This is a genomic window from Pseudomonas sp. LBUM920, from assembly GCF_003852315.1.
Classification (GTDB): Bacteria; Pseudomonadota; Gammaproteobacteria; order Pseudomonadales; family Pseudomonadaceae; genus Aquipseudomonas.
Window position 1 is genome coordinate 6,300,250 of the sequence record NZ_CP027762.1, and the last position, 21,836, is coordinate 6,322,085.

Sequence of the window (21,836 nt, forward strand, 5' to 3'; positions counted from 1 at the left end):
TGTTACAGAGAGAACGCGCCACCGTCTTTGGGCTGGCCGTCAACGCTGAGCAGCTCAAGCTTGAGGGTTTTGCCGCCGGGTGCCGGCCAGTCGATATGCTGGCCCACCTTCAGGCCGAGTAATGCACTGCCTACCGGCGCGAGGATCGAGATCTTGCCCTCGTCTGCGTTGGCATCCTTTGGGTAAACCAGGGTCAGGTGATAGTCCTTGCCGCTGCCTTGCTCACGGCAATGCACGCTGGAGTTCATCGTCACGACACTTGCAGGCACTTCCTCGTGGCCAACCACTTCTTCAGCGCGGTCGAGTTCGTGTTGCAGGGCTTCGACGCCCGGCGAGTCCTCGCCTACACGGTCGATCAATTGCTCAAGACGCTGCACGTCGAGACGGGTAAGTATGATGGAAGGTGCGGTCATGATTCAGGCAGACTCCTTTTTTCTGCACAAAAAAGCAAAACCCCGCCAGAAAAAGGCGGGGTTCTCACGGACCTCGATGAGTTGAGGTGTACCCGGACACTACCACAGCGACACAAATAAACAAGACGACCTCAGGCACGCTCCCTGCGTTGCTCGGCCTCGGCGCAGATCACCCGGCGCCGGTTATCGTCAGCGGAGCGCCATTCACGAATGTCTTCCACATGGCGGAAGCAGCCGAGGCAGACTTTCTGCTCGTCCAGGCGACACAAACTGATACAAGGTGACGGCACCGCCGGGCTGACATTGCTGAACAGCGGCTTGGGCGGGCGTACGGGTGCAGGCTGGGTCACGATCAGATCTCGTCGAAGTCCAGGTCGGCGCCGGACTGTTCCTTCGTGAGGCGCGCAAGCATTTCGCTCAGCAGCTCCTCGGTGGTGTCGTGCGCCCAACGGTTTTCTTCCTCGTCATAGTCGAAGTGAAAACCACCGGTACGGGCCGCCAGCCATAGCTGACGCAACGGTTCCTGGCGACTGAAGATCAGTTGGGTGCCGTTTTCAAACTTGACGGTCAGCACGCCGGCCGAGTTTTCCAGGTCCACGTCCAGGCCGCTGTCGTCGAAAATATCTTCCAGCGCCTGCTGGGTCGCATCCACCAGGTCGTGAAAACGGGCTTCGGTCAAACTCATTGTGGCAACCTCAAAAGTGTCTGGTTCTGCTCAAGCGCCGCACGATACGGGCGAGCCCCGCTGATTGCAAAGGATACCGAGTTCATTACCGATGGAGGTATCAAATATCCCCGGCCAGCGTAGCCTGCTTCGCGCTCAAGTCGGCAAACCCCCGCCGGACGGGTATTTCGGCGCATAGGCAAGCTGGCGGGTGGTCGGTATACTCGGGCGCAATTAATGCATATTCAAGGATTTCGCCATGAAGCGCCTGATCTCTTCCCTTGCTGCGCTCGTCGCGGTCGCTTGCCTCGTTAGTGCCTGTGGTCAAAAAGGCCCGCTCTACCTGCCCGATGACAGCAAAGACCCAAATGACCAGGCGCAGTCGTCACAAAAGCCGTCAAAAGCGCACAAGCACGACACCTATCAATAAGGGAAACCCATGGACGCTTTTAACTACCGGGACGGCGAGCTGTTCGCGGAAGGCGTGGCGTTGTCCGCGATTGCCGAGCGCTTTGGCACCCCGACCTATGTGTACTCGCGTGCGCACATCGAAGCCCAATACCGCTCCTTTACCGACCCACTGAACGGCGTTCCACACCTGGTGTGCTACGCGGTCAAGGCCAACTCCAACCTGGGTGTACTCAATGTCCTGGCGCGCCTGGGCGCCGGTTTCGACATCGTCTCCCGTGGCGAGCTGGAACGTGTGCTGGCGGCCGGCGGCAAGGCTGACAAAATCGTATTCTCCGGCGTCGGCAAAAGCCGCGAAGACATGCGCCGCGCTCTGGAAGTCGGCGTGCATTGCTTCAACGTCGAGTCCACCGACGAGCTGGAGCGCCTGCAAGTCGTCGCCGCCCAGATGGGTGTTCGTGCGCCGATCTCGCTGCGCGTCAACCCGGATGTCGACGCCGGCACTCACCCCTACATTTCCACCGGTCTTAAAGAGAACAAGTTCGGCATCGCCATTGCCGACGCCGAGGACGTGTACATCCGCGCCGCGCAGTTGCCGAACCTGGAAGTGCTGGGTGTCGACTGCCATATCGGCTCGCAACTGACCAGCCTGCCACCGTTTCTGGATGCGCTCGACCGCCTGCTGGCGTTGATCGATCGCCTGGGCGAGTGCGGCATTTACCTGCAACACATCGATCTGGGTGGTGGCGTGGGTGTGCGTTATCGCGATGAAGAGCCGCCGCAGATCGCCGACTACATCCAGGCTGTGCGCGAGCGCACTGAAGGCCGCGGCCTGACCCTGATGTTCGAGCCGGGCCGCTACATCGTCGCCAACGCCGGCCTGCTGCTGACGCAAGTCGAGTACCTCAAGCACACCGAGCACAAGGATTTCGCCATCGTCGACGCGGCGATGAACGACCTGATCCGCCCGGCGCTGTACCAGGCCTGGATGAATGTGACAGCCGTCAAGCCACGCGCAGGCGTTGGCCGCAGCTACGACATCGTCGGCCCGATCTGCGAGACCGGTGACTTCCTGGCCAAGGAGCGTCAGCTGGCCCTGGAAGAAGGCGATCTGCTGGCCGTGCATTCGGCCGGTGCCTATGGGTTTGTCATGAGTTCCAACTACAACACGCGCGGCCGTGCCGCCGAGGTGCTGGTGGACGGTGATCAAGCGTTTGAAGTGCGTCGCCGCGAGACGGTAGCCGAGTTGTATGCTGGCGAAAGCCTGCTGCCGGAGTAAGCCATGCTGCTGCGTTTTACCAAGATGCACGGGCTGGGCAACGACTTCATGGTCCTCGACCTGGTCAGCCAGCACGCGCACATCCTGCCCAAGCACGCTAAACAATGGGGCGACCGTCACACCGGCATTGGCTTTGATCAATTGCTGATCGTCGAGGCGCCGAGCAACCCGGAAGTGGATTTCCGTTACCGGATCTTCAACTCCGACGGTTCCGAAGTGGAACAGTGCGGCAACGGTGCGCGTTGCTTTGCGCGTTTTGTGCTGGACAAGCGCTTGACCGCCAAGCGCCAGATTCGCGTCGAAACTAAAAGCGGCGTGATCGAACTGGATGTTCGCAGCGACGGCCAGATCAGCGTCAACATGGGCGCGCCACGCCTGGTGCCGGCGGATATCCCGTTTCAGGCCACCGAGCAGGCGACCAGCTATGCGCTCGACGTTGATGGCAAGCACGTGGATATCGCCGCAGTGTCGATGGGCAATCCGCACGCCGTGCTGCGGGTCAACGACATCAATAACGCCCCGGTGCATGAATTGGGGCCGAAAATCGAACATCACCCGCGCTTTCCGGCACGGGTCAATGTGGGCTTCCTGCAGGTGATCGACCGTTCCCGCGCACAATTGCGTGTGTGGGAACGCGGCGCCGGCGAAACCCAGGCCTGCGGCACCGGCGCTTGCGCTGCGGCCGTGGCCGCGATCACCCAGGGGTGGATGGATTCGCCGCTGTTGATCGACCTGCCCGGCGGACGTTTGTCCATCGAATGGGCAGGCCCTGGCCACCCGGTGATGATGACCGGGCCGGCCTCGCGCGTATACGAAGGACAGGTCCGCCTATGAGTGAGCAAAGCTAATGACCGACACGCCTCAAGTACCCGCCCAAGCATCCCCGAGCGAAAGTCTGGAGGCCGCTGCTGTCGCGGCGTACCTTGAGGCTAATCCGGACTTCTTCGTCGAACACGAAGAGCTGTTGCCCGCCCTGCGCATCCCCCACCAGCGCGGCGATACCGTGTCGCTGGTAGAGCGGCAGATGAAGATCCTGCGCGAGCGCAATATCGAAATGCGCCATCGGCTCTCGCAGTTGATGGACGTGGCCCGCGACAACGACCGCCTTTTCGACAAGACCCGTCGCCTGATTCTTACCCTGATGGACGCCACCAGCCTGGAAGAAACGGTGATTGCCGTGGAAGACAGCCTGCGCCAGGACTTCCAGGTGCCGTTTGTGAGCCTGATCCTGTTCAGCGACAACCCGATGCCGGTGGGTCGCTGGGTCAGCGGTGGTGAAGCGCAAACCGCGATTGGCGGCTTGCTCTCTGAAGGCAAGACCATCAGCGGCACCTTGCGTGAGCATGAGCTGGATTTTCTGTTTGGCGCCGAACAGCGCAAACAGATCGGCTCCACCGCCGTGGTCGCCCTCAGCCATCAAGGCCTGCACGGCGTACTGGCGATCGCCAGCCGTGACCCGCAGCATTACAAAAGCTCTGTAGGCACGCTGTTTTTGACCTACATCGCTGAAGTGCTGGGCCGGGTACTGCCGCGCTTCACCACCGCCCTGCGCGCGGTGCGCTAGTCATGGAACGGCAACTGGACGCTTATTGCGCTCACCTGCGCAACGAGCGCCAGGTGTCGCCCCATACCCTGGAAGCCTATCGACGGGACTTGAACAAGGTTCTGGCGTACTGCGAAAAACAACAGATCGCCAGCTGGAAAGCCCTGGATATCCAGAGCCTGCGCAGCCTCATCGCGCGTCTGCACCAGCAAGGCCAGTCTTCACGCAGCCTGTCGCGCCTGCTTTCGGCGGTGCGCGGCCTGTATCACTACCTCAACCGTGAAGGCCTGTGCGATCACGACCCGGCCAATGGCCTGGCCCCGCCCAAGGGCGAACGGCGCCTGCCCAAGACCCTCGACACTGATCGTGCCCTGCAATTGCTGGACGGTGCCGTCGAAGACGACTTCCTCGCCCACCGCGACCAGGCCATCCTTGAGCTGTTCTATTCCTCGGGCCTGCGTTTGTCAGAGCTGACCGGCCTGAACCTCGATCAACTGGACCTGGCGGACGGCCTGGTGCAAGTGCTCGGCAAAGGCAGCAAGACCCGCGTGCTGCCGGTCGGCCGCAAGGCTCGGGAAGCCTTGCAGCTATGGTTGCCGCTGCGTCTGTTGACCAACCCCGCGGACGACGCGGTGTTTGTCAGCCAGCAAGGCCGACGCCTGGGGCCACGGGCGATCCAGGTTCGGGTCAAGCTCGCCGGTGAACGCGAGCTGGGGCAGAACCTGCACCCGCACATGCTGCGACATTCTTTTGCCAGCCATCTGCTGGAATCGTCCCAGGACCTGCGCGCGGTGCAGGAGCTGCTCGGCCACGCCGACATCAAGACCACGCAGATCTACACCCACCTCGACTTCCAGCACCTGGCTACGGTGTACGACAGCGCCCATCCACGGGCCAAACGCATCAAGGGCGGCGACTCATGAGTATCAAGCTGATCACCTTCGACCTGGACGACACACTCTGGGACAACGTACCCGTCATCATCGGCGCCGAAGCGTCGATGCGCGAATGGCTGGCGACCCATGCCTCCAAGGTCGGCGATTTGCCTCTTGAGCATTTCGCCAGCCTTCGCCAGCAGGTGCTGGAGCGCCATCCCGAGCTCAAGTACCGCATCAGCCTCCTGCGCCACCGCGTGCTGATGCACGCGTTTGAAGAGGCGGGTTATCCACAGCCCGAAGCCACGCAAATGGCAGACGTGTGCTATGAGGCGTTTATTCATGCCCGGCACCAGCTCACGCCATTTCCCGAAGCCGAGCCGATGCTTCAAGCATTGCGCCAGCATTTCCTCCTGGGCGTGATCACCAACGGCAACGCCGACGTGCAGCGCGTGGGCCTGGCAGATTATTTCCACTTTGCGCTGCGCGCCGAAGATATCGGCATCGCCAAGCCGGATGCGCGACTGTTTCAGGAAGCGCTGCAACGCGCCGGCGTGGACGCCAGTCAGGCCGTGCATATTGGCGACCACCCCGGCGATGACATCGCCGGGGCGCAGCAGGCGGGGCTGCGGGCGGTGTGGTTCAACCCGACGGGCAAAGCATGGGAAGCGGATAAACGCCCGGATGCGGAAATTCGCAGCTTGAAAGAACTGCCGCCGTTGCTTCGCAGTTGGCAGTAACGCTATCGCGGCAACACTAAAAACCAAAATGTGGGAGCGGGCTTGCTCGCGAAGGCGGTGTATCAGTCAGCACATCAGCAACTGACAAAGCGCTTTCGCGAGCACGCCCGCTCCTACATTTGATGGGTGGTGACCCTTAGGATTTATTACATCCATGAAAAAGCCCGCAGCGACGGCGGGCTTTTTCATGCAAGCGAGCGGCTGACCTCAGATAGGACGGCTACCGTACTTGTTATCCGGCTTCTTCGGCGGATCTGCTACCACGTTGGCCTCGACTTCCTGCACTTTGCCGCCTTTGGCGAGGAATTCTTCCATCGCACGGGCCAGCGCATCGCGCTCTTTGTTCTTGGCTTCAACGCTTGGCAGTTCATCTACCGAAACAGCGGCCTTGGCTTTGCCTTTGGCTGCCGGGACAGGTGCATCGTCGCCACCGTCGTCGTCAGCAACGTCCTCAGCTGCCGCCTCAAGACCTTCTTCGGCCTCGTCGTCGTCACCGACTTCGAGTTCGTCGTTTTCCAGATCATCGTCGCTCATGTTCTACCTCATGACTTGCGAAAAGCAGATTAGTTATAGCCCAGCTTCACCCTCTGTCGAGGTCGCCGGAAAAAAATCAACATCCACTGGATTACCAGTGGCTTATGCCCCATCACCGTGCAAGGTGGCGAGGACTTTACGAGCACCGCCATGATCACGGTGCTCGCCCAGATAAACACCTTGCCAGGTCCCCATCGCCAAGCGGCCGGCCTTGACCGGCAAACTCAGCTGGCAGCCCAGGAGACTGGCCTTGAAGTGCGCCGGCAGATCATCCGGACCTTCGTCGTTGTGTTCGAACCCTGCACGCCCTTGCGGCACCAGCGAGTTGAAAAAACGCTCGAAGTCACGGCGAACCGCCGGGTCGGCATTTTCGTTGACCGTCAACGAAGCCGAGGTGTGCTGCAACCACAAATGCAACAGGCCCACACGGCACGCTTTCAATTCAGGCAGGCCGGCGAGCAACTCATCCGTCACCAAGTGAAAGCCCCGGGGCTTGGCCCGCAGGGTTATCAGGGTCTGTTGCCACATACAGTTCTCCGCCTATCGGCGCGCATTCTAGCGCGCTCTGGAAAAAAACAAAGTACCGAATACACCTACATGCCTGTAAGACATTCACACCCTTAAAAGTGCCGTGTGGTTCCCATCACAAAGTCGGCATAAACCCGTACACCTTTAGCCACAGACAAACCCCAGACAAAAAAATGCCCGGCAAGCCGGGCATCTTTTTTTCGCGTACTTACAAGTTGTAGCCGCGCTCGTTGTGTTGTGCCAGATCGAGGCCCACGGCCTCTTCTTCGTCGGTAACCCGCAGGCCCATGACCATGTCCAGCACCTTGAGGATGATGAAGGTCACGATAGCCGTGTAGATCACGGTGAAGCCGACGCCTTTGCACTGGATCCAGACTTGCGCTGCGATGTCAGTGGTCGCCGCGTTGAAGCCGCCCAGAGACGGAGCCGCGAACACGCCGGTGAGGATCGCGCCGAGGATACCGCCGATACCGTGCACGCCGAAGGCGTCCAGGGAGTCGTCGTAGCCCAGTTTGCGTTTCAGGGTAGTGGCGCAGAAGAAGCACACCACGCCCGCCGCCAGACCAATCACCAGGGCGCCCATTGGGCCCACGGTGCCCGCAGCCGGGGTGATTGCAACCAAACCTGCCACCACACCCGAAGCGATGCCCAGTGCGCTTGGCTTACCGTGAGTGACCCACTCGGCAAACATCCAGCCCAGCGCGGCAGCAGCGGTCGCAATCTGAGTGACCAGCATCGCCATACCGGCAGTGCCGTTGGCCGCAGCCGCAGAACCGGCGTTGAAGCCAAACCAACCGACCCACAGCATGGCAGCACCGACCAGGGTGTAACCCAGGTTGTGAGGCGCCATCGGCGTGGTTGGGAAGCCTTTACGCTTGCCGAGTACCAGGCACGCCACCAGGCCAGCCACACCGGCGTTGATGTGCACCACGGTGCCGCCGGCGAAGTCCAGCACGCCCCAATCGCCCAGCAACGAACCCGGACCGCCCCACACCATATGCGCAATCGGTGCGTAGACCAGGGTGAACCAGACGCCCATGAAGATCAGCATCGCGGAGAACTTCATACGCTCGGCGAAGGCACCGACGATCAGCGCAGGCGTAATGATGGCGAACGTCATCTGGAAAGTGACGAACACCGCCTCAGGGAACAGCGCCGCAGGGCCGGTGATGCTCGCCGGGGTGACACCCGACAGGAACAGTTTGGACAGGCCGCCCACGAACGAGTTGAGGTTGACGACGCCTGCTTCCATACCGGTAGTGTCGAACGCCATGCTGTAGCCGTAAACGAACCACAAAATGGTGATCAAGCCGGTGATGGCGAAGCACTGCATCATCACGGAAAGAATGTTTTTGGAGCGAACCATGCCGCCATAGAACAGCGCCAGGCCTGGAATGGTCATGAACAGCACCAGCGCGGTGGATGTGAGCATCCACGCCGTGTCGCCGGAATTGAGGACTGGAGCGGGGGCTGGGTCCGCCGCCAATGCCAGGGCCGGCATTACGAGGGACAACAGGGCTCCTAGCCCTGCGAATTTACGCAGAGTCATATTGTTTTCTCCTGGGGCGTTGGGGGTTTGGCGGCTTAGATTGCGTCGGTATCGGTTTCGCCGGTACGGATGCGAATAGCCTGTTCCAGATTGACCACGAAGATCTTGCCGTCACCGATCTTGCCGGTGTTGGCCGCCTTGGTTATCGCCTCGATAACCCGGTCAAGATCCTTGTCGTCAATGGCGACATCAATCTTCACCTTTGGCAGAAAATCGACCACGTATTCCGCGCCGCGATACAGCTCGGTGTGACCCTTCTGCCGACCGAAGCCTTTGACCTCAGTAACGGTAATGCCCTGCACGCCGATCTCGGACAGCGACTCGCGTACATCGTCCAACTTGAACGGCTTGATGATGGCAGTGACTAGCTTCATGAAAACTCTCTCCCGAATTGGTGGACTTGCCCCAGGAAAACAAACCCGTCTCAAGTCTAAGCGCAGTGCCTGGCTTTGTAACGCGTCGTCGCCTCGGCATTTACCGTTGCGACGCCAGCGAACCACTGGTGACGAAACCTGTACCCCTGATCCGTCGGCGCACTGCATTCGTCACAGCGACTGCATCAGTGCATGGGTCATGATCGTCTAAGCAGAAAGCTTGCCAGCTCCGTAAAAATCACTGAAATCAGTCCTTTGCCCACTTATGCCCACCTGCGGGGCGTTTTGGCGACGCCAATGCGCACAAAAACAGTGCGCGACCGCCCGGAGCACTGCGCGAAAAGCGTGCGCGCCAGGCGGTGAAAAAGACTATAGACGCTGCGTGATACACTGCCCGCCAACCGTTTTTCCGGAATGTTTCCCATGCTCGCGCCCAAAGATCTCCTCGACGCCCTGAGCGGCCACGCCTCTCGCCTGTTCAGCGGCGAAACCCCACTGCCTCGCAACGAAATCGAAAGCCAGTTCAAGGCGCTGCTGCAAAGCGGCTTCAGCAAGCTCGACCTGGTGAGCCGTGAAGAATTTGACAGCCAAATGGTGGTGCTGGCCCGCACGCGTGCACGGCTGGAGAGCCTCGAGGCGAAAGTCGCGGAGTTGGAAGCGCGGCTGACGCCACCTGCTGCTGAATAAACACGCTCAGTGTGGGAGCTGGCTTACCTGCGATGCGGGCGCCTTGGTGTATCAGTTACACCGAGTCGATGCCATCGCAGGCAAGCCAGCTCCCACATTTGGTCTACGTTGCGCTCTGGATACGTTCTGTAAAACCTCCCCCGCCTCGCTCTTCGCCACCTCGTCTACCCTTGAAAAACCCGCAGGAAGCGGCCCTCCACTCAAGGAACGAGCATGTCCCTCGCCATCGTCCACAGCCGCGCCCAGATTGGCGTCGAAGCCCCTGCCGTCACGGTTGAAGTGCACATGGCCAATGGTCTGCCATCCCTGACACTGGTGGGTCTGCCGGAAACCGCCGTCAAGGAAAGCAAGGACCGCGTGCGCAGCGCCATCCTGAACTGCGCGCTGCAATACCCAGCCCGGCGCATCACCCTCAACCTCGCGCCCGCCGACCTGCCCAAGGACGGCGGGCGTTTTGACTTGGCGATTGCCTTGGGCATCCTGGCTGCAAGCCTGCAGGTGCCGTCGTTGATGCTGGATGACGTGGAATGCCTGGGCGAATTGGCACTGTCCGGCGAAGTACGCGCAGTCAAAGGCGTGTTGCCGGCAGCGCTGGCAGCCCGCAAGGCCGGACGCACCGTGATAGTGCCGCGGGCGAATGCCGAGGAGGCGTGCCTGGCCTCGGGGTTGAAAGTGATTGCGGTGGATCACTTGCTGCAAGTGGTGGCGCACCTGAATGGGCAGGTGCCGATCGAGCCCTATAAGTCCGATGGCTTGCAGTACTTGAACAAACCCTATCCAGACCTGAGCGAAGTACAAGGCCAACTGGCGGCCAAGCGCGCGCTGCTGATCGCTGCGGCAGGCGCGCATAACCTGCTGTTCAGCGGGCCGCCCGGCACCGGCAAGACCTTGCTGGCCAGCCGGCTGCCGGGGTTGCTGCCGCCGTTGAGCGAGCAGGAAGCGCTGGAAGTGGCGGCGATCCAGTCGGTGGTCAGCCTCGCACCACTGAGCCATTGGCCGCACCGGCCGTTCCGCCAGCCACACCACTCGGCCTCGGGGCCGGCGCTGGTGGGCGGCGGGTCAAAACCGCAACCGGGGGAAATCACCCTCGCCCACCACGGCGTATTGTTTCTGGATGAGTTGCCGGAGTTCGATCGCAAGGTCCTGGAGGTGCTGCGCGAACCGCTTGAATCGGGACACATCGTCATTTCCCGTGCGCGCGACCGAGTGAGTTTCCCGGCACGCTTTCAACTGGTGGCGGCCATGAACCCCTGCCCTTGCGGGTATATGGGCGAACCGAGTGGGCGCTGTCGGTGTACGCCGGAGCAGATTCAGCGCTATCGCAACAAACTTTCCGGCCCCCTGCTGGACCGGATCGACTTGCACCTTACCGTCGCCCGGGAAACCACAGCACTAAACCCGACCCAGCCGCCTGGCGATAACACGGCGAAGGCCTCGGCACAGGTGGCCGACGCCCGCGAGCGCCAACTCAAGCGCCAGGGTTGCGCCAATGCCTTTCTGGATTTGCCAGGGTTACGCAAACACTGCCAATTGGCGAAAGCCGATGAAGGCTGGCTGGAAAGCGCCTGCGAGCGGCTGACGCTGTCGCTGCGCGCGGCACATCGCTTGCTCAAGGTGGCGCGCACGCTGGCAGACCTTGAGCGGGTTGAGAATATCGCTCGGCATCACTTGGCCGAGGCACTGCAATATCGGCCTGCGGCGGTCGGTTAGCCTGAGGCCAGCATCAGCCCTAGCAGTGAACGGGCTTCTTGTAGCGAGCTGGCTTGCCCAGCGTTGGGCTGCGCAGCAGCCCCAGAAATTGGCGACGCGGTCTAACAGCTGAAACATGGCAGCCGGACTGGGACCGCTTCGCACTCCAACGCGGGACACGCCCGCTCGCCACGCAGGAATGTGGTGGCCGCCAAAAGTGCGCGGAGGCCTAAGCGGTGAAATCCAGCAACAGCTTCGCCACTTCCATGACTTCATCCAGCACCGCTTCTGCCGACGCGGTAGAAGGATTCAGCATCAGGTCATCGGCATACCCCATCGCCATGGCGAAGATCTGCCGGGCTGCGCGTTGGGGCGCATCACAGCGGAAAACGTTGGCAGCGACGCCGCGCTCGATCACCTCGGCAAGCATGCCCTGCCACTGCGCGTTGATCACCAAGTACGCCTGGGCCATCTGCGGGTCGTGCATCGCTTCGTCCCAGGCATCCAGCCACAGCGCCCAGCCCGCGTCGGCCGTGCACGGCAGGCAGTCGCGCAAGAAACCCACCAGCGCCTCAAGCGGTGCCACGCCCACCAGCGGCGCACGCACTTGCTCCAACTGTTCATTGGCAAAGCGCACAAAGGCTTCCCGGCGCAGTTCATTCCAATCGCTGAAGTAGTGGTAAACGTGGCTGCGCGACAGGCCGGCATGTTCGGCCAGGTCGCGGGTGGACACATCGGCAAACCCTTTGTTGCGAAACAGCTCCAGGGCGGCGGCGATGATCTGGTCTTTACGGTCGATACGCGACATTCGGCATTTCCCTCAGGCGTCGGAAGATGAGTGGCGCTTGCTTTTTGAGCGGTCGCTCAAGGATACTTGAGCAGTCGCTCAATAATAGCGTCTATCACTCCTTTGGTGCACCCATGTCATCCGTCACCCCACAAATCCTGATTGAAGAAAGCAAGAAAATCGGCCAACAGTCCGCCAGCCAGACGCTCAAGGCAATCGCCCGCGCATATCCCGGCAAGCTCTTTTGCACACTGTCACTGGTCGCGTTGGAAAATGCGCTGCTGCTGGCCTACCCGCTGTTTGCCGGGTTCGCGGTGGATTCGATCATCCGTGGCGATGCCGCCAGCGCGCTGTTTTACGCCGCGGTGGTTTTGGCATTCTGGGTGGTCGGGGCGGCACGCCGTGCGCTGGACACGCGCACCTTCACGCGAATCTACGCCGACCTCGCGGTACCGGTGATTCTCAACCAGCGCCTGCAAAACCACAGCACCTCGCGCGCGGCGGCGCGGGTGGTATTGGCGCGGGACTTTGTGGACTTCTTCGAAAAACACGTGCCGATCATCTCCACCGCGCTGGTTTCGATCGTCGGCGCGGCGGTGATGTTGCTGGTGATCGAGCCGTGGATCGGCCTGGCGTGCCTGAGTGCATTGCTGTTGTGCACCACCTTGCTGCCACGTTTTGCGCGGCGCAATCAGCAGTTGCATGAGCGCCTGAATGACCGCCTGGAGAAGGAAATCGGCCTGGTGGAAAAGGTCGGTGCGCACACCTTGCAGCGCCACTATCAAGTGCTGTCGCGCCTGCGCATCTGGCTGTCAGACCGCGAGGCCGCCGCGTTCCTGTTTATCGGCACGCTGGCAGCCCTGCTGTTTGTGGTCGCCATCAGCCAGTTGGCGTTGTCGCCGGCGGTAAAGGCCGGCCACGTGTACGCAGTGATGACCTACCTGTGGACCTTCGTCAGCAGCCTGGACGAGGCGCCCGGTATGGTCGATCAACTGGCGCGCCTCAAAGACATCGGCAAACGCGTGGACCCGGGCCTGGGCGAGCGCTAAGCCTCAACGAAACCGATCAACCTCATGCCGCAAACCCGCCGCCAGGGTTTCCAGCTCCTTGGCGGTAACGGCCAGGTTCGATACCACTTCACGCTGCTCGCTGTTGGCCAGCGCAATGCTTTGCAGGTTGCTGCTGAGCAAGGTCGCGGTGCTGCTCTGCTCTTGGGTTGCCGTGGTAATTGCCGCAAATTGCTGACCGGCCGAGCGGCTTTGCTCGTCGATACGCGCCAGGGCTGAAGCCACGTCGGCGTTGCGCGACAGGCCTTCCTGCATCAACGCATTGCCGTGTTCCATGGTGCTGATGGCATTACCGGTTTCCTGCTGAATGCTCTGGATCATCCCGGAGATTTCATCAGTAGCCTGGCGGGTGCGCGAGGCCAGGTTGCGCACCTCGTCGGCGACCACGGCAAAACCACGGCCTTGCTCACCGGCGCGGGCGGCTTCGATGGCCGCGTTGAGCGCCAGCAGGTTGGTCTGTTCGGCAATCGAGGTGATCACGCCCACGATCCCGCCGATTTCCTGGGAGCGCTGGCCCAAGGTATTGATCACCGTGGCCGTACTGTTCAGCGCGGTGGCGATATGTTCCAGCGACGACGATGCCTCCTGCATCGAGGTGCGGCCGATGCGCGTTTGCTGGGCGTTTTCCTGGGCCAACCGCTCGGTGTTGCCCATGTTGTCGGCGATGTTCAGCGAGGTAGCACTGAACTCTTCTACCGCGCCGGCCATGCTGGTGATTTCGCCGGACTGCTGCTCCATGCCTTCATAGGCGCCACCCGACAAACCGGACAATGCCTGGGCACGGCTGTTGACCTCTTCGGCGGCCTTGCGGATATGCGAGACCATGGTCGACAGCGCTTCACCCATCTGGTTGAAGCTGCGCGCCAATTGGCCGATTTCGTCGTTACTGGACACATTGAGGCGCGCACTCAAGTCACCCGCGCCGAGGGCTTCGGCTTGACGCACGAGGTCACTCAAGGGTTGCAACTTACTGCGCAACAGCCAGACCGCCGCGCCCACCGCGAACAACATTGCCAACACGCTGCCAATCACCAGGCGAATACCAACGGCCCAGGTCACCTCGCGAATTTCGGATTTCGGCATGCTCGCCACCACCGACCACGGGCCGCCTTCAAACGGCACCGAGACGCTGTAGAAATCTTCGTTTTTGTCGCTCCAGAAGCGCCCCTCGCCCGGCTTTTTGGCCAGGTCGAGCATCACCGGTACCGCCTGGTCCAGTGCCTGCACGCCGGCCGGTGGCACCAGCCAGTGCTTCTGTTCGTCCAGCAGCGCAAGGGAACCCGTCTGGCCGATACGGAAGCGCTTGAGGTTTTCAAACTGGGCGTTCTGGGCATCGGTGTAGTCGAAACCGACAAACAGCACCGCAATCACTTTGCCGCCGGCATCGCGCACCGGTGTGTATTGGGTCATGTAGGAGCGGTCGAACAGCACGGCGCGGCCGACGTAACTTTGCCCGGCAAGCAGGCGTTGATACGCCGGATGCTGGTGGTCCAGCGCCGTACCGATGGCGCGGCTGCCGTCTTGTTTGGTCAGGGAGGTGCTGATGCGGACAAAGTCTTCGCCGCTGCGCACAAACACGGTGGCCACGCCGCCGGAGGTGTCCTTGAATTCATCGACCTCATCGAAATCGTTGTTCAACAGGTCGTTGCCCAGGAACAGGCTCGGGGTTTGCACACCCGCCACTGCGACCTGCTGCTCGCCGCGCACACTCAACCCCGCACCGAAGCGCTTTTCAAACAGCCCGCTCAAACGCTGGGTACTTTCGCGCAAGGTGCTGTGGAAGGTATTGAGTTGGTCGGCGAGCAAACGCGCTTCGCTGGCCAGGTGTTCCTCGCGGGTGTCGAGGTTGGCGGAGTCGAGCGACCGCAAGGCGAAAACCGTACTGCCGCTGATGACGACAGCCAGTATCACGGCTAATGCGAGGCCTAACTGGGAGGCAATCCGAGCGCGAGGTTGAGACATGACAGCTCCTGGCCGAGGCCAGGATCATCCTGATCTCATAGCGCTACTCGGCAAATTATCTAGTGGGAAACGTTGGTGCACGGTAGTTCCAACACACCTTATTCGGCGGGCGCGGGGAATACTTGAGCGATTCACAGGGGTATCGCGCAAACGATTGCACAAAAGGCCGGTAACGCTTCAGTCAAGGCGCTCGACTTGGGGCAACTCCATGGCCTTGACCTCACCTTGAAGGAATTCCGCCAGGCGCCTTAAACGCTCGCCACCAGGGCGGGTTTTCGGCCACACCAGGTAGTAATTTTCGCCACTGGCCACGGCGGTCGGCCACGGCAGGCTCAATCTTCCCTGGGCCACGTCTTCGGCGACCATCAGCAAATCGCCCATCGACACCCCGTAACCCCGTGCTGCGGCGATCATGCCCAGCTCAAGCGTGTCGAACACCTGCCCGCCCTTGAGCGAGACCTGAGATGCAAGCCCCATGCGCTGCAGCCAATTGCGCCAGTCGCGGCGGTCGGGCGTGGGGTGCAGCAGCTCAGCGCACGCTAGACGCGTTACGTCCCACGGCCCGTCTGCCAGCAGGTTGGGGGCGCCCACGGGGATCAGCAGTTCGGGGAACAGGTAACTGGCTTCCCAGTCCGCCGGAAAATGCCCATAACTCAGCAACACCGCGCAGTCGAACGGCTCCTGGTTGAAGTCCACTTCGTCCACGCTCATCCACGCACTGGTCAGTTGCACCTCGTTGCCCGGCTGCAACGCCCGGAAGCGGCTGAGCCGCGCCAGCAACCAGCGCATGGTCAGGGTCGACGGCGCTTTCATGCGCAGGATGTCGTCTTCGGCATTCAGGGTGTGGCAGGCCCGCTCCAGCGCAGCAAAACCCTCGCGCACGCCGGGCAGCAGCAAGCGCGCCGCTTCGGTGAGCTGCAGGTTGCGGCCGCTGCGCTGGAACAGGCGGCAGGCAAAATGCTCTTCGAGTGTGCGGATATGCCGGCTGACGGCACTTTGCGTGATCGACAGCTCCTCTGCCGCGCGGGTAAAGGAGTTGTGCCGTGAAGCGGCCTCAAATGCGCGCAAGGCGTACAACGGAGGGAGACGACGTGGCATAGGGAAACTTCCGACAGAGCAAGACCAAACCCTACCATGAGTTTTAATCATGCGAACGATCGCTTTTATCCTTTTGTGTAATGCCTCAGGAGCGCCGAGAATCCACCCTTCCCTAACCCTCTGACTTTTTGAGCGTGATGATCATGCAGCATCCGGTGCGTACTGAACTCTGGGCCATTCTGCGGCTGTCGGGGCCGTTGATTGCCTCACAGTTGGCGCACATGTTGATGGTGCTGACCGACACCCTGATGATGGCCCGCCTGAGCCCCGAAGCCCTCGCCGGTGGCGGCCTGGGCGCAGCGAGCTATTCGTTCGTGGCGATTTTCTGCATCGGCGTGATTGCTGCAGTCGGCACGCTTGTGGCCATTCGCCAAGGCGCGGGCGACATCGAAGGCGCCACCCGCCTGACCCAGGCCGGGCTGTGGCTCGCCTGGCTGATGGCATTGGTGGCCGGCTTGCTGCTGTGGAACCTCAAGCCCGTATTGCTGATGTTTGGCCAGACCGAAACCAACGTGCACGCGGCGGGGCAATTTCTGACCATCCTGCCGTTCGCTCTGCCCGGCTACCTGAGCTTCATGGCCTTGCGCGGCTTTACCAGCGCTATCGGCAAAGCCACGCCGGTGATGGTGATCAGCCTGGGCGGCACGGTGCTCAACTACTTCCTCAACCACGCCTTGATAGAAGGCATGTTCGGCCTGCCGAAACTGGGATTGATGGGTATTGGCCTGGTCACCGCGATTGTCGCTAACAGCATGGCTTTGGCGCTGATGTGGTATATCCGCAGTAACCGGGCTTACGCCGCCTACCCGCTGAGTTCAGGCCTGCTGCGCCTCAACACCCTATATCTGCGCGAGCTGTGGCGCCTGGGCCTGCCGATTGGCGGCACCTATGCGGTGGAGGTCGGCTTGTTTGCCTTCGCGGCGCTGTGCATGGGCACCATGGGCAGTACGCAACTGGCGGCGCATCAGATTGCCCTGCAAATCGTCTCGGTAGCGTTCATGGTGCCGGCGGGAATGTCATACGCGATCACCATGCGCATCGGCCAGCATTACGGCGCCGGACAGTTGCTGCAGGCGCGCATGGCCGGGCGTGTCGGCATCGGATTCGGTGCGGCAGTGATGTTGGGATTTGCCGCAGTGCTGTGGCTGTTTTCCGATGCGCTTATCGGGCTGTTCCTCGACCATAACGACCCGGCTTTCCATGACGTAATCGTCCTGGCCGTCAGCCTGCTGGCCGTGGCGGCCTGGTTCGAATTGTTCGACGGTGTGCAGACCATCGCCATGGGCTGCATTCGTGGGTTGAAGGACGCCAAGACGACCTTTCTGGTGGGCTTGGGTTGCTACTGGCTGATCGGCGCGCCGGCGGCGTGGTTGATGGCGTTCATCCTCGGCTGGGGGCCGACCGGTGTGTGGTGGGGCTTGGCGCTTGGGCTGGCGTGTGCGGCCGTCAGTTTGACCTGGGCGTTTGAGGCGAAGATGAAGCGGATGATTAGGCGGGAGCCGGAAATTCGTGCTGAGTTTCAAGCCATGCAACCCGACTAGAGACTGTACTCGTTCAATGTGGGAGCTGGCTTGCCTGCGATGGCATCACCTGGTTATGCCTGACACACCGAGGTGTCTGCATCGCAGGCAAGCCAGCTCCCACACAAGCCAGCTCCTACAGTTGATTGGGTTCGCACTTCAACCCAGCAAAGCCTGCTGGCTCTTGCCAAACGTCAAATACTCCACCAATTCCGGCAACGGCAACGGCTTGCTGATCAAATAACCCTGCGCCTGGTCGCAACCGAACAAGCGCAACAGCGCCAACTGCTCGGGCGTTTCCACGCCTTCAGCCACCACTTCCAGGTTGAGGTTGTGCGCCAGGTTGATCATGGCGTGCACCAGCTTGCGATTCTCTTCGCGCTCTTCCATGCCGCCGACAAAGCTCTTGTCGATCTTCAACAGGGCAATCGGCAGGCTGTTGAGGTGCACGAACGATGAAAATCCGGTGCCAAAGTCATCCAGGGAAAACCGCACGCCCAGGCGGCCGAGGGCGTCCATGGTTTGTTTGACCAAGTCACTGCGGCGCATTACGGCGGTTTCGGTCAATTCGAACTCCAGCCACTGCGCTTCCACGCCGCGCTCGGCAATCAGCCGGCTGAGGGTCGAGAGCAGTTGGCTGTCCTGGAACTGGCGAAACGACAGGTTGACCGCCATGTGCAGCGGCGGCAGGCCTCGTTCGCGCAGGTCTTGCATGTCGCGCAGGGCACGGGAGATCACCCAGTAGCCCAGCGGCACAATCAGGCCGCTCTGTTCGGCCAGTGGCACGAACTCGCTGGGTGGCAACAGACCGCGTTCGCCATGGCGCCAGCGCACCAAGGCTTCCAGGCCGACAATATGCCCGTCGTCCAGGTCCAGGCGCGGCTGGTAGTGCAGTTCCAGCTCGTCGCGACGCAATGCGCGGCGCAGTTCACTTTCCAGGTCGGCCAGGCTGCGCGCGTTGCGGTTGATGCGTTCGTTGAAGATATGAAAGGTGCAGCCTTGCGTACTTTTGGCTTGCTGCATGGCGATGTGCGCGTGCCACATCAGTGGGTCGGCGCCAGCACGCGCGCGGGCATGCGCCACGCCCAGGCTGCAGCCGATCAACAGGCTTTCGCCATCCACCCAATAGGGTTCGGCCATGGCTTCGGTGATGCGTTCGGCCATCCATTCGGCACGCTGGGGCGCGCGGCGCGTATCGATCAGCAGGGCGAACTCATCGCTGCCCAGGCGCGCCAACTGGTCCCCGGCTTCGAGCTGGCTCTTGAGGCGCGAAACCACTTGCAGGATCAACCGGTCGCCGGCCTGGTGGCCTAGAGCGTCGTTGGCATGGCGAAAGTTATCGAGGTCAAGATGGCCGAGCGCCAGGCCGCGGCCTTCGTTTTCAACCAGCCGCGCCGCCAGCAGGGTCTGGAAACCCTGGCGATTGGCGATCCCGGTGAGCGGGTCCTGTTCGGCCAGACGCTGCAAGGTGGTCTCCAGCACGCCGCGCTCGCGGACATGGCGCAGGCAGCGGCGCAATGTATCGGCATCCAACACCTCACGGATCAACCAATCGCTGACACCCAGCGGGGAAACCAGCGGTTCCTGCTCCAGCAGCAATACGCACGGCAGGTTGCAGCGGCCAGGGCCGGGTTGCAGGCTGGGCGTGGTCAATAACACGGCCGTGTGGTCGTCATCGAACAGACGACTCACCGAGTCCCAGTTGGGCGCACTGATCAGCACAGCCCCATCGCCCATCGGCGCCAGGCACTCGCGCAACAACGCTGCCCACGCTGGCTCATCGGCCAGTAGCAGCAAACGCAAGGGTTCGACAGGCGTAGACAAGCTAGCTCCCTAGACTCTGCAAAATTTCGTTGGCGGCGGGCATTATGACGCGCGGCCTGATAATCACCAATGATAAGGGTTATCAAATACGCTGGCTGTAAGCATTCGTCCCGATCTTCAAGGACAGAAGGCCCCCACATCCTGCGGCAAAGTATCAAAACCGGCAAATTTAGATCGAGTGGTACGTCACACTGTCGTTCTGTGAGAGCAGAATCCTGCGAGCCTGTTAAAATGCCCGCCCTTTTGAACAACGACTCCCTGAATTCTGTATGTCCCGACTCAATCCCCGGCAGCAAGAAGCCGTGAACTACGTCGGCGGCCCTCTATTGGTGCTCGCCGGCGCAGGCTCCGGCAAGACCAGCGTGATTACCCGCAAGATCGCGCACCTGATCCAGAACTGTGGCATCCGCGCCCAGTACATCGTCGCCATGACCTTTACCAACAAGGCGGCGCGCGAAATGAAAGAGCGTGTCGGCACGCTGCTCAAGGGCGGCGAAGGCCGTGGTCTCACCGTGTGTACCTTCCACAACCTGGGCCTGAACATCATCCGCAAGGAGCATGCGCGGCTGGGCTACAAGCCCGGTTTCTCGATTTTCGACGAAACCGATGTGAAGTCGCTGATGACCGACATCATGCAAAAGGAATACGCAGGCGACGACGGCGTGGATGAGATCAAGAACATGATCGGCGCCTGGAAAAACGACCTGATCCTGCCGCCCCAGGCCCTGGAAAACGCACGCAACCCCAAGGAACAGACCGCCGCCATCGTCTACACCCACTACCAGCGCACGCTCAAGGCATTCAACGCGGTGGACTTTGACGACCTGATCCTGCTGCCGGTAAAGCTGTTCGAGGAACACGCCGACATCCTCGAAAAATGGCAGAACAAGGTCCGCTACCTGCTGGTGGACGAGTACCAGGACACCAACGCCAGCCAGTACTTGCTGGTAAAAATGCTGATCGGCACGCGCAACCAGTTCACCGTGGTGGGCGACGACGACCAGTCGATCTATGCCTGGCGCGGTGCGCGCCCGGAAAACCTGATGCTGCTCAAGGACGACTATCCGTCCCTGAAAGTGGTGATGCTGGAGCAGAACTACCGCTCCACCAGCCGTATCCTGCGTTGCGCCAACGTGCTCATCTCCAACAACCCCCACGAGTTTGAAAAACAACTGTGGAGCGAGATGGGCCACGGCGACGAAATCCGCGTGATCCGCTGCCGCAATGAAGACGCCGAAGCCGAGCGCGTGGCCGTCGAAATCCTCAGCCTGCACTTGCGCACCGACCGCCCCTACAGCGACTTTGCGATCCTGTACCGCGGCAACTACCAGGCCAAGCTGATCGAACTGAAATTGCAGCACCACCAGGTGCCGTATCGCCTGTCGGGGGGCAACAGCTTTTTCGGACGTCAGGAAGTGAAAGACCTGATGGCTTACTTCCGCCTGATCGTGAACCCGGACGACGATAACGCCTTCCTGCGCGTGATCAACGTCCCACGCCGGGAAATCGGTTCGACTACGCTGGAAAAGCTCGGCAACTACGCCACGGAACGCAAAATCTCGATGTACGCCGCCACCGACGAAATCGGCCTGGGCGAGCACCTGGACACACGCTTCACTGACCGCCTGTCGCGCTTCAAGCGCTTCATGGACAAGGTGCGCGAGCAGTGCGCCGGCGAAGACCCGATCAGCGCGCTGCGCAGCATGGTCATGGACATCGACTATGAAAACTGGCTGCGCACCAACAGTTCCAGCGACAAAGCCGCGGATTACCGCATGGGCAACGTCTGGTTCTTGATCGAAGCGCTGAAAAACACCCTGGAAAAAGACGAAGACGGCGAAATGACCGTCGAAGACGCCATCGGCAAGCTGGTGCTGCGCGACATGCTCGAGCGCCAGCAGGAAGAGGAAGACGGCGCCGAAGGCGTGCAGATGATGACCTTGCATGCCTCCAAGGGCCTGGAATTCCCCTACGTGTTCATCATGGGCATGGAAGAGGAAATCCTCCCGCACCGCTCCAGCATCGAAGCCGACACGATCGAAGAAGAACGGCGCCTGGCCTACGTGGGCATTACCCGCGCGCGTCAGACGCTGGCCTTCACCTTCGCCGCCAAGCGTAAGCAATACGGCGAAATCATCGACTGTGCCCCCAGCCGGTTCCTCGACGAGCTACCGCCGGACGATCTGGCCTGGGAAGGCAATGACGACACCCCGACCGAGGTGAAGGCCGTTCGCGGCAATACCGCCTTGGCGGATATACGCGCGATGTTAAAGCGCTAGAATCGACTACTTTTTA

22 protein-coding genes are annotated in these 21,836 nt (G+C 61.2%); 11 read left to right on the forward strand and 11 right to left on the reverse strand.

The genetic code is table 11. From position 1 onward, the window contains the following. Positions 1-2: 2 nt before the first annotated feature. The 3 genes from rnk to cyaY form a co-directional block, all read right to left on the reverse strand. Complete coding sequence (rnk, locus tag C4J83_RS29355; RefSeq protein WP_106575826.1) at positions 3-413, reverse strand: nucleoside diphosphate kinase regulator; 411 nt, start codon at positions 411-413, stop codon at positions 3-5. A 131-nt stretch (positions 414-544) separates the two neighbouring features. Further along, complete coding sequence (locus C4J83_RS29360) at positions 545-763, reverse strand: DUF1289 domain-containing protein (RefSeq protein ID WP_106575827.1); 219 nt, start codon at positions 761-763, stop codon at positions 545-547. Between the two features lie 2 nt (positions 764-765). After that, positions 766-1,098, reverse strand: a complete 333-nt coding sequence (cyaY, locus tag C4J83_RS29365) for an iron donor protein CyaY (protein ID WP_094948747.1) — start codon at positions 1,096-1,098, stop codon at positions 766-768. A gap of 238 nt (positions 1,099-1,336) precedes the next feature. On the opposite strand from cyaY, the gene lptM reads away from it, so the two are divergent. The 6 genes from lptM to C4J83_RS29395 are packed head-to-tail and all read left to right on the forward strand — an operon-like array spanning position 1,337 to position 5,922. Next, positions 1,337-1,507: an LPS translocon maturation chaperone LptM gene (gene lptM / locus C4J83_RS29370; RefSeq protein WP_106575828.1), complete on the forward strand. Its 171-nt coding sequence runs from the start codon at positions 1,337-1,339 to the stop codon at positions 1,505-1,507. A gap of 9 nt (positions 1,508-1,516) precedes the next feature. Next, positions 1,517-2,764 (forward strand): diaminopimelate decarboxylase, encoded by a 1,248-nt coding sequence (gene lysA / locus C4J83_RS29375; RefSeq protein WP_124418738.1) that lies wholly within the window; start codon positions 1,517-1,519, stop codon positions 2,762-2,764. A 3-nt stretch (positions 2,765-2,767) separates the two neighbouring features. Further along, on the forward strand, positions 2,768-3,598 hold the full coding sequence (dapF, locus tag C4J83_RS29380) for a diaminopimelate epimerase (protein ID WP_124418739.1): 831 nt from the start codon (positions 2,768-2,770) through the stop codon (positions 3,596-3,598). A gap of 13 nt (positions 3,599-3,611) precedes the next feature. Beyond that, positions 3,612-4,328: a DUF484 family protein gene (locus tag C4J83_RS29385; RefSeq protein WP_106575831.1), complete on the forward strand. Its 717-nt coding sequence runs from the start codon at positions 3,612-3,614 to the stop codon at positions 4,326-4,328. Positions 4,329-4,330: 2 nt separating this feature from the next. Further along, on the forward strand, positions 4,331-5,230 hold the full coding sequence (gene xerC / locus C4J83_RS29390; RefSeq protein ID WP_124418740.1) for a tyrosine recombinase XerC: 900 nt from the start codon (positions 4,331-4,333) through the stop codon (positions 5,228-5,230). Continuing rightward, entirely contained in the window at positions 5,227-5,922 is a 696-nt protein-coding gene (locus C4J83_RS29395) for an HAD family hydrolase (RefSeq protein WP_119737255.1), read from the forward strand. The genes xerC and C4J83_RS29395 overlap by 4 nt, the downstream gene beginning before the upstream one ends. A 207-nt stretch (positions 5,923-6,129) precedes the next feature. Here the strand turns inward: C4J83_RS29395 and sutA are convergent, their stop codons facing one another. From sutA to glnK, 4 genes are all read right to left on the reverse strand, one after another. After that, positions 6,130-6,456 (reverse strand): dormancy-specific transcriptional regulator SutA, encoded by a 327-nt coding sequence (sutA, locus tag C4J83_RS29400; RefSeq protein ID WP_106575834.1) that lies wholly within the window; start codon positions 6,454-6,456, stop codon positions 6,130-6,132. A 102-nt stretch (positions 6,457-6,558) separates the two neighbouring features. After that, entirely contained in the window at positions 6,559-6,984 is a 426-nt protein-coding gene (locus tag C4J83_RS29405) for a secondary thiamine-phosphate synthase enzyme YjbQ (protein WP_071485166.1), read from the reverse strand. A 208-nt stretch (positions 6,985-7,192) separates the two neighbouring features. Continuing rightward, a complete protein-coding gene (locus C4J83_RS29410; RefSeq protein ID WP_017135897.1) occupies positions 7,193-8,533 on the reverse strand; it encodes an ammonium transporter in 1,341 nt (446 codons plus the stop codon). A 35-nt stretch (positions 8,534-8,568) separates the two neighbouring features. After that, positions 8,569-8,907, reverse strand: coding sequence for a P-II family nitrogen regulator (gene glnK, locus C4J83_RS29415; RefSeq protein WP_002555808.1), 339 nt, complete (start codon positions 8,905-8,907; stop codon positions 8,569-8,571). Positions 8,908-9,330: 423 nt separating this feature from the next. On the opposite strand from glnK, the gene C4J83_RS29420 reads away from it, so the two are divergent. Together C4J83_RS29420 and C4J83_RS29425 are read left to right on the forward strand one after the other, a co-directional pair. Then, positions 9,331-9,594, forward strand: a complete 264-nt coding sequence (locus C4J83_RS29420; protein ID WP_058421153.1) for an accessory factor UbiK family protein — start codon at positions 9,331-9,333, stop codon at positions 9,592-9,594. Positions 9,595-9,807: 213 nt separating this feature from the next. Continuing rightward, positions 9,808-11,304, forward strand: a complete 1,497-nt coding sequence (locus C4J83_RS29425; RefSeq protein WP_106575835.1) for a YifB family Mg chelatase-like AAA ATPase — start codon at positions 9,808-9,810, stop codon at positions 11,302-11,304. Between the two features lie 208 nt (positions 11,305-11,512). Here the strand turns inward: C4J83_RS29425 and C4J83_RS29430 are convergent, their stop codons facing one another. Further along, positions 11,513-12,091 carry a TetR/AcrR family transcriptional regulator gene (locus tag C4J83_RS29430; RefSeq protein WP_124418741.1) on the reverse strand — a complete coding sequence of 193 codons (579 nt, stop codon included), beginning with the start codon at positions 12,089-12,091 and terminating at the stop codon, positions 11,513-11,515. A 113-nt stretch (positions 12,092-12,204) separates the two neighbouring features. On the opposite strand from C4J83_RS29430, the gene C4J83_RS29435 reads away from it, so the two are divergent. Continuing rightward, a complete protein-coding gene (locus C4J83_RS29435; RefSeq protein WP_177416163.1) occupies positions 12,205-13,119 on the forward strand; it encodes an ABC transporter six-transmembrane domain-containing protein in 915 nt (304 codons plus the stop codon). A 3-nt stretch (positions 13,120-13,122) separates the two neighbouring features. On the opposite strand, the gene C4J83_RS29440 is transcribed toward C4J83_RS29435, so the two are convergent. Together C4J83_RS29440 and C4J83_RS29445 are read right to left on the reverse strand one after the other, a co-directional pair. Further along, on the reverse strand, positions 13,123-15,099 hold the full coding sequence (locus C4J83_RS29440) for a methyl-accepting chemotaxis protein (protein ID WP_106575838.1): 1,977 nt from the start codon (positions 15,097-15,099) through the stop codon (positions 13,123-13,125). Positions 15,100-15,276: 177 nt separating this feature from the next. Continuing rightward, complete coding sequence (locus tag C4J83_RS29445; protein ID WP_124418743.1) at positions 15,277-16,197, reverse strand: LysR substrate-binding domain-containing protein; 921 nt, start codon at positions 16,195-16,197, stop codon at positions 15,277-15,279. 137 nt (positions 16,198-16,334) lie between these two features. On the opposite strand from C4J83_RS29445, the gene C4J83_RS29450 reads away from it, so the two are divergent. Further along, on the forward strand, positions 16,335-17,738 hold the full coding sequence (locus tag C4J83_RS29450) for a NorM family multidrug efflux MATE transporter (RefSeq protein ID WP_124418744.1): 1,404 nt from the start codon (positions 16,335-16,337) through the stop codon (positions 17,736-17,738). A 138-nt stretch (positions 17,739-17,876) separates the two neighbouring features. On the opposite strand, the gene C4J83_RS29455 is transcribed toward C4J83_RS29450, so the two are convergent. Continuing rightward, complete coding sequence (locus tag C4J83_RS29455; protein ID WP_106575841.1) at positions 17,877-19,541, reverse strand: putative bifunctional diguanylate cyclase/phosphodiesterase; 1,665 nt, start codon at positions 19,539-19,541, stop codon at positions 17,877-17,879. Between the two features lie 269 nt (positions 19,542-19,810). Between C4J83_RS29455 and rep the strand changes: the two genes are divergently transcribed. Next, on the forward strand, positions 19,811-21,820 hold the full coding sequence (gene rep, locus C4J83_RS29460; protein WP_053258644.1) for a DNA helicase Rep: 2,010 nt from the start codon (positions 19,811-19,813) through the stop codon (positions 21,818-21,820). The last annotated feature ends 16 nt before the right edge of the window (positions 21,821-21,836 follow it).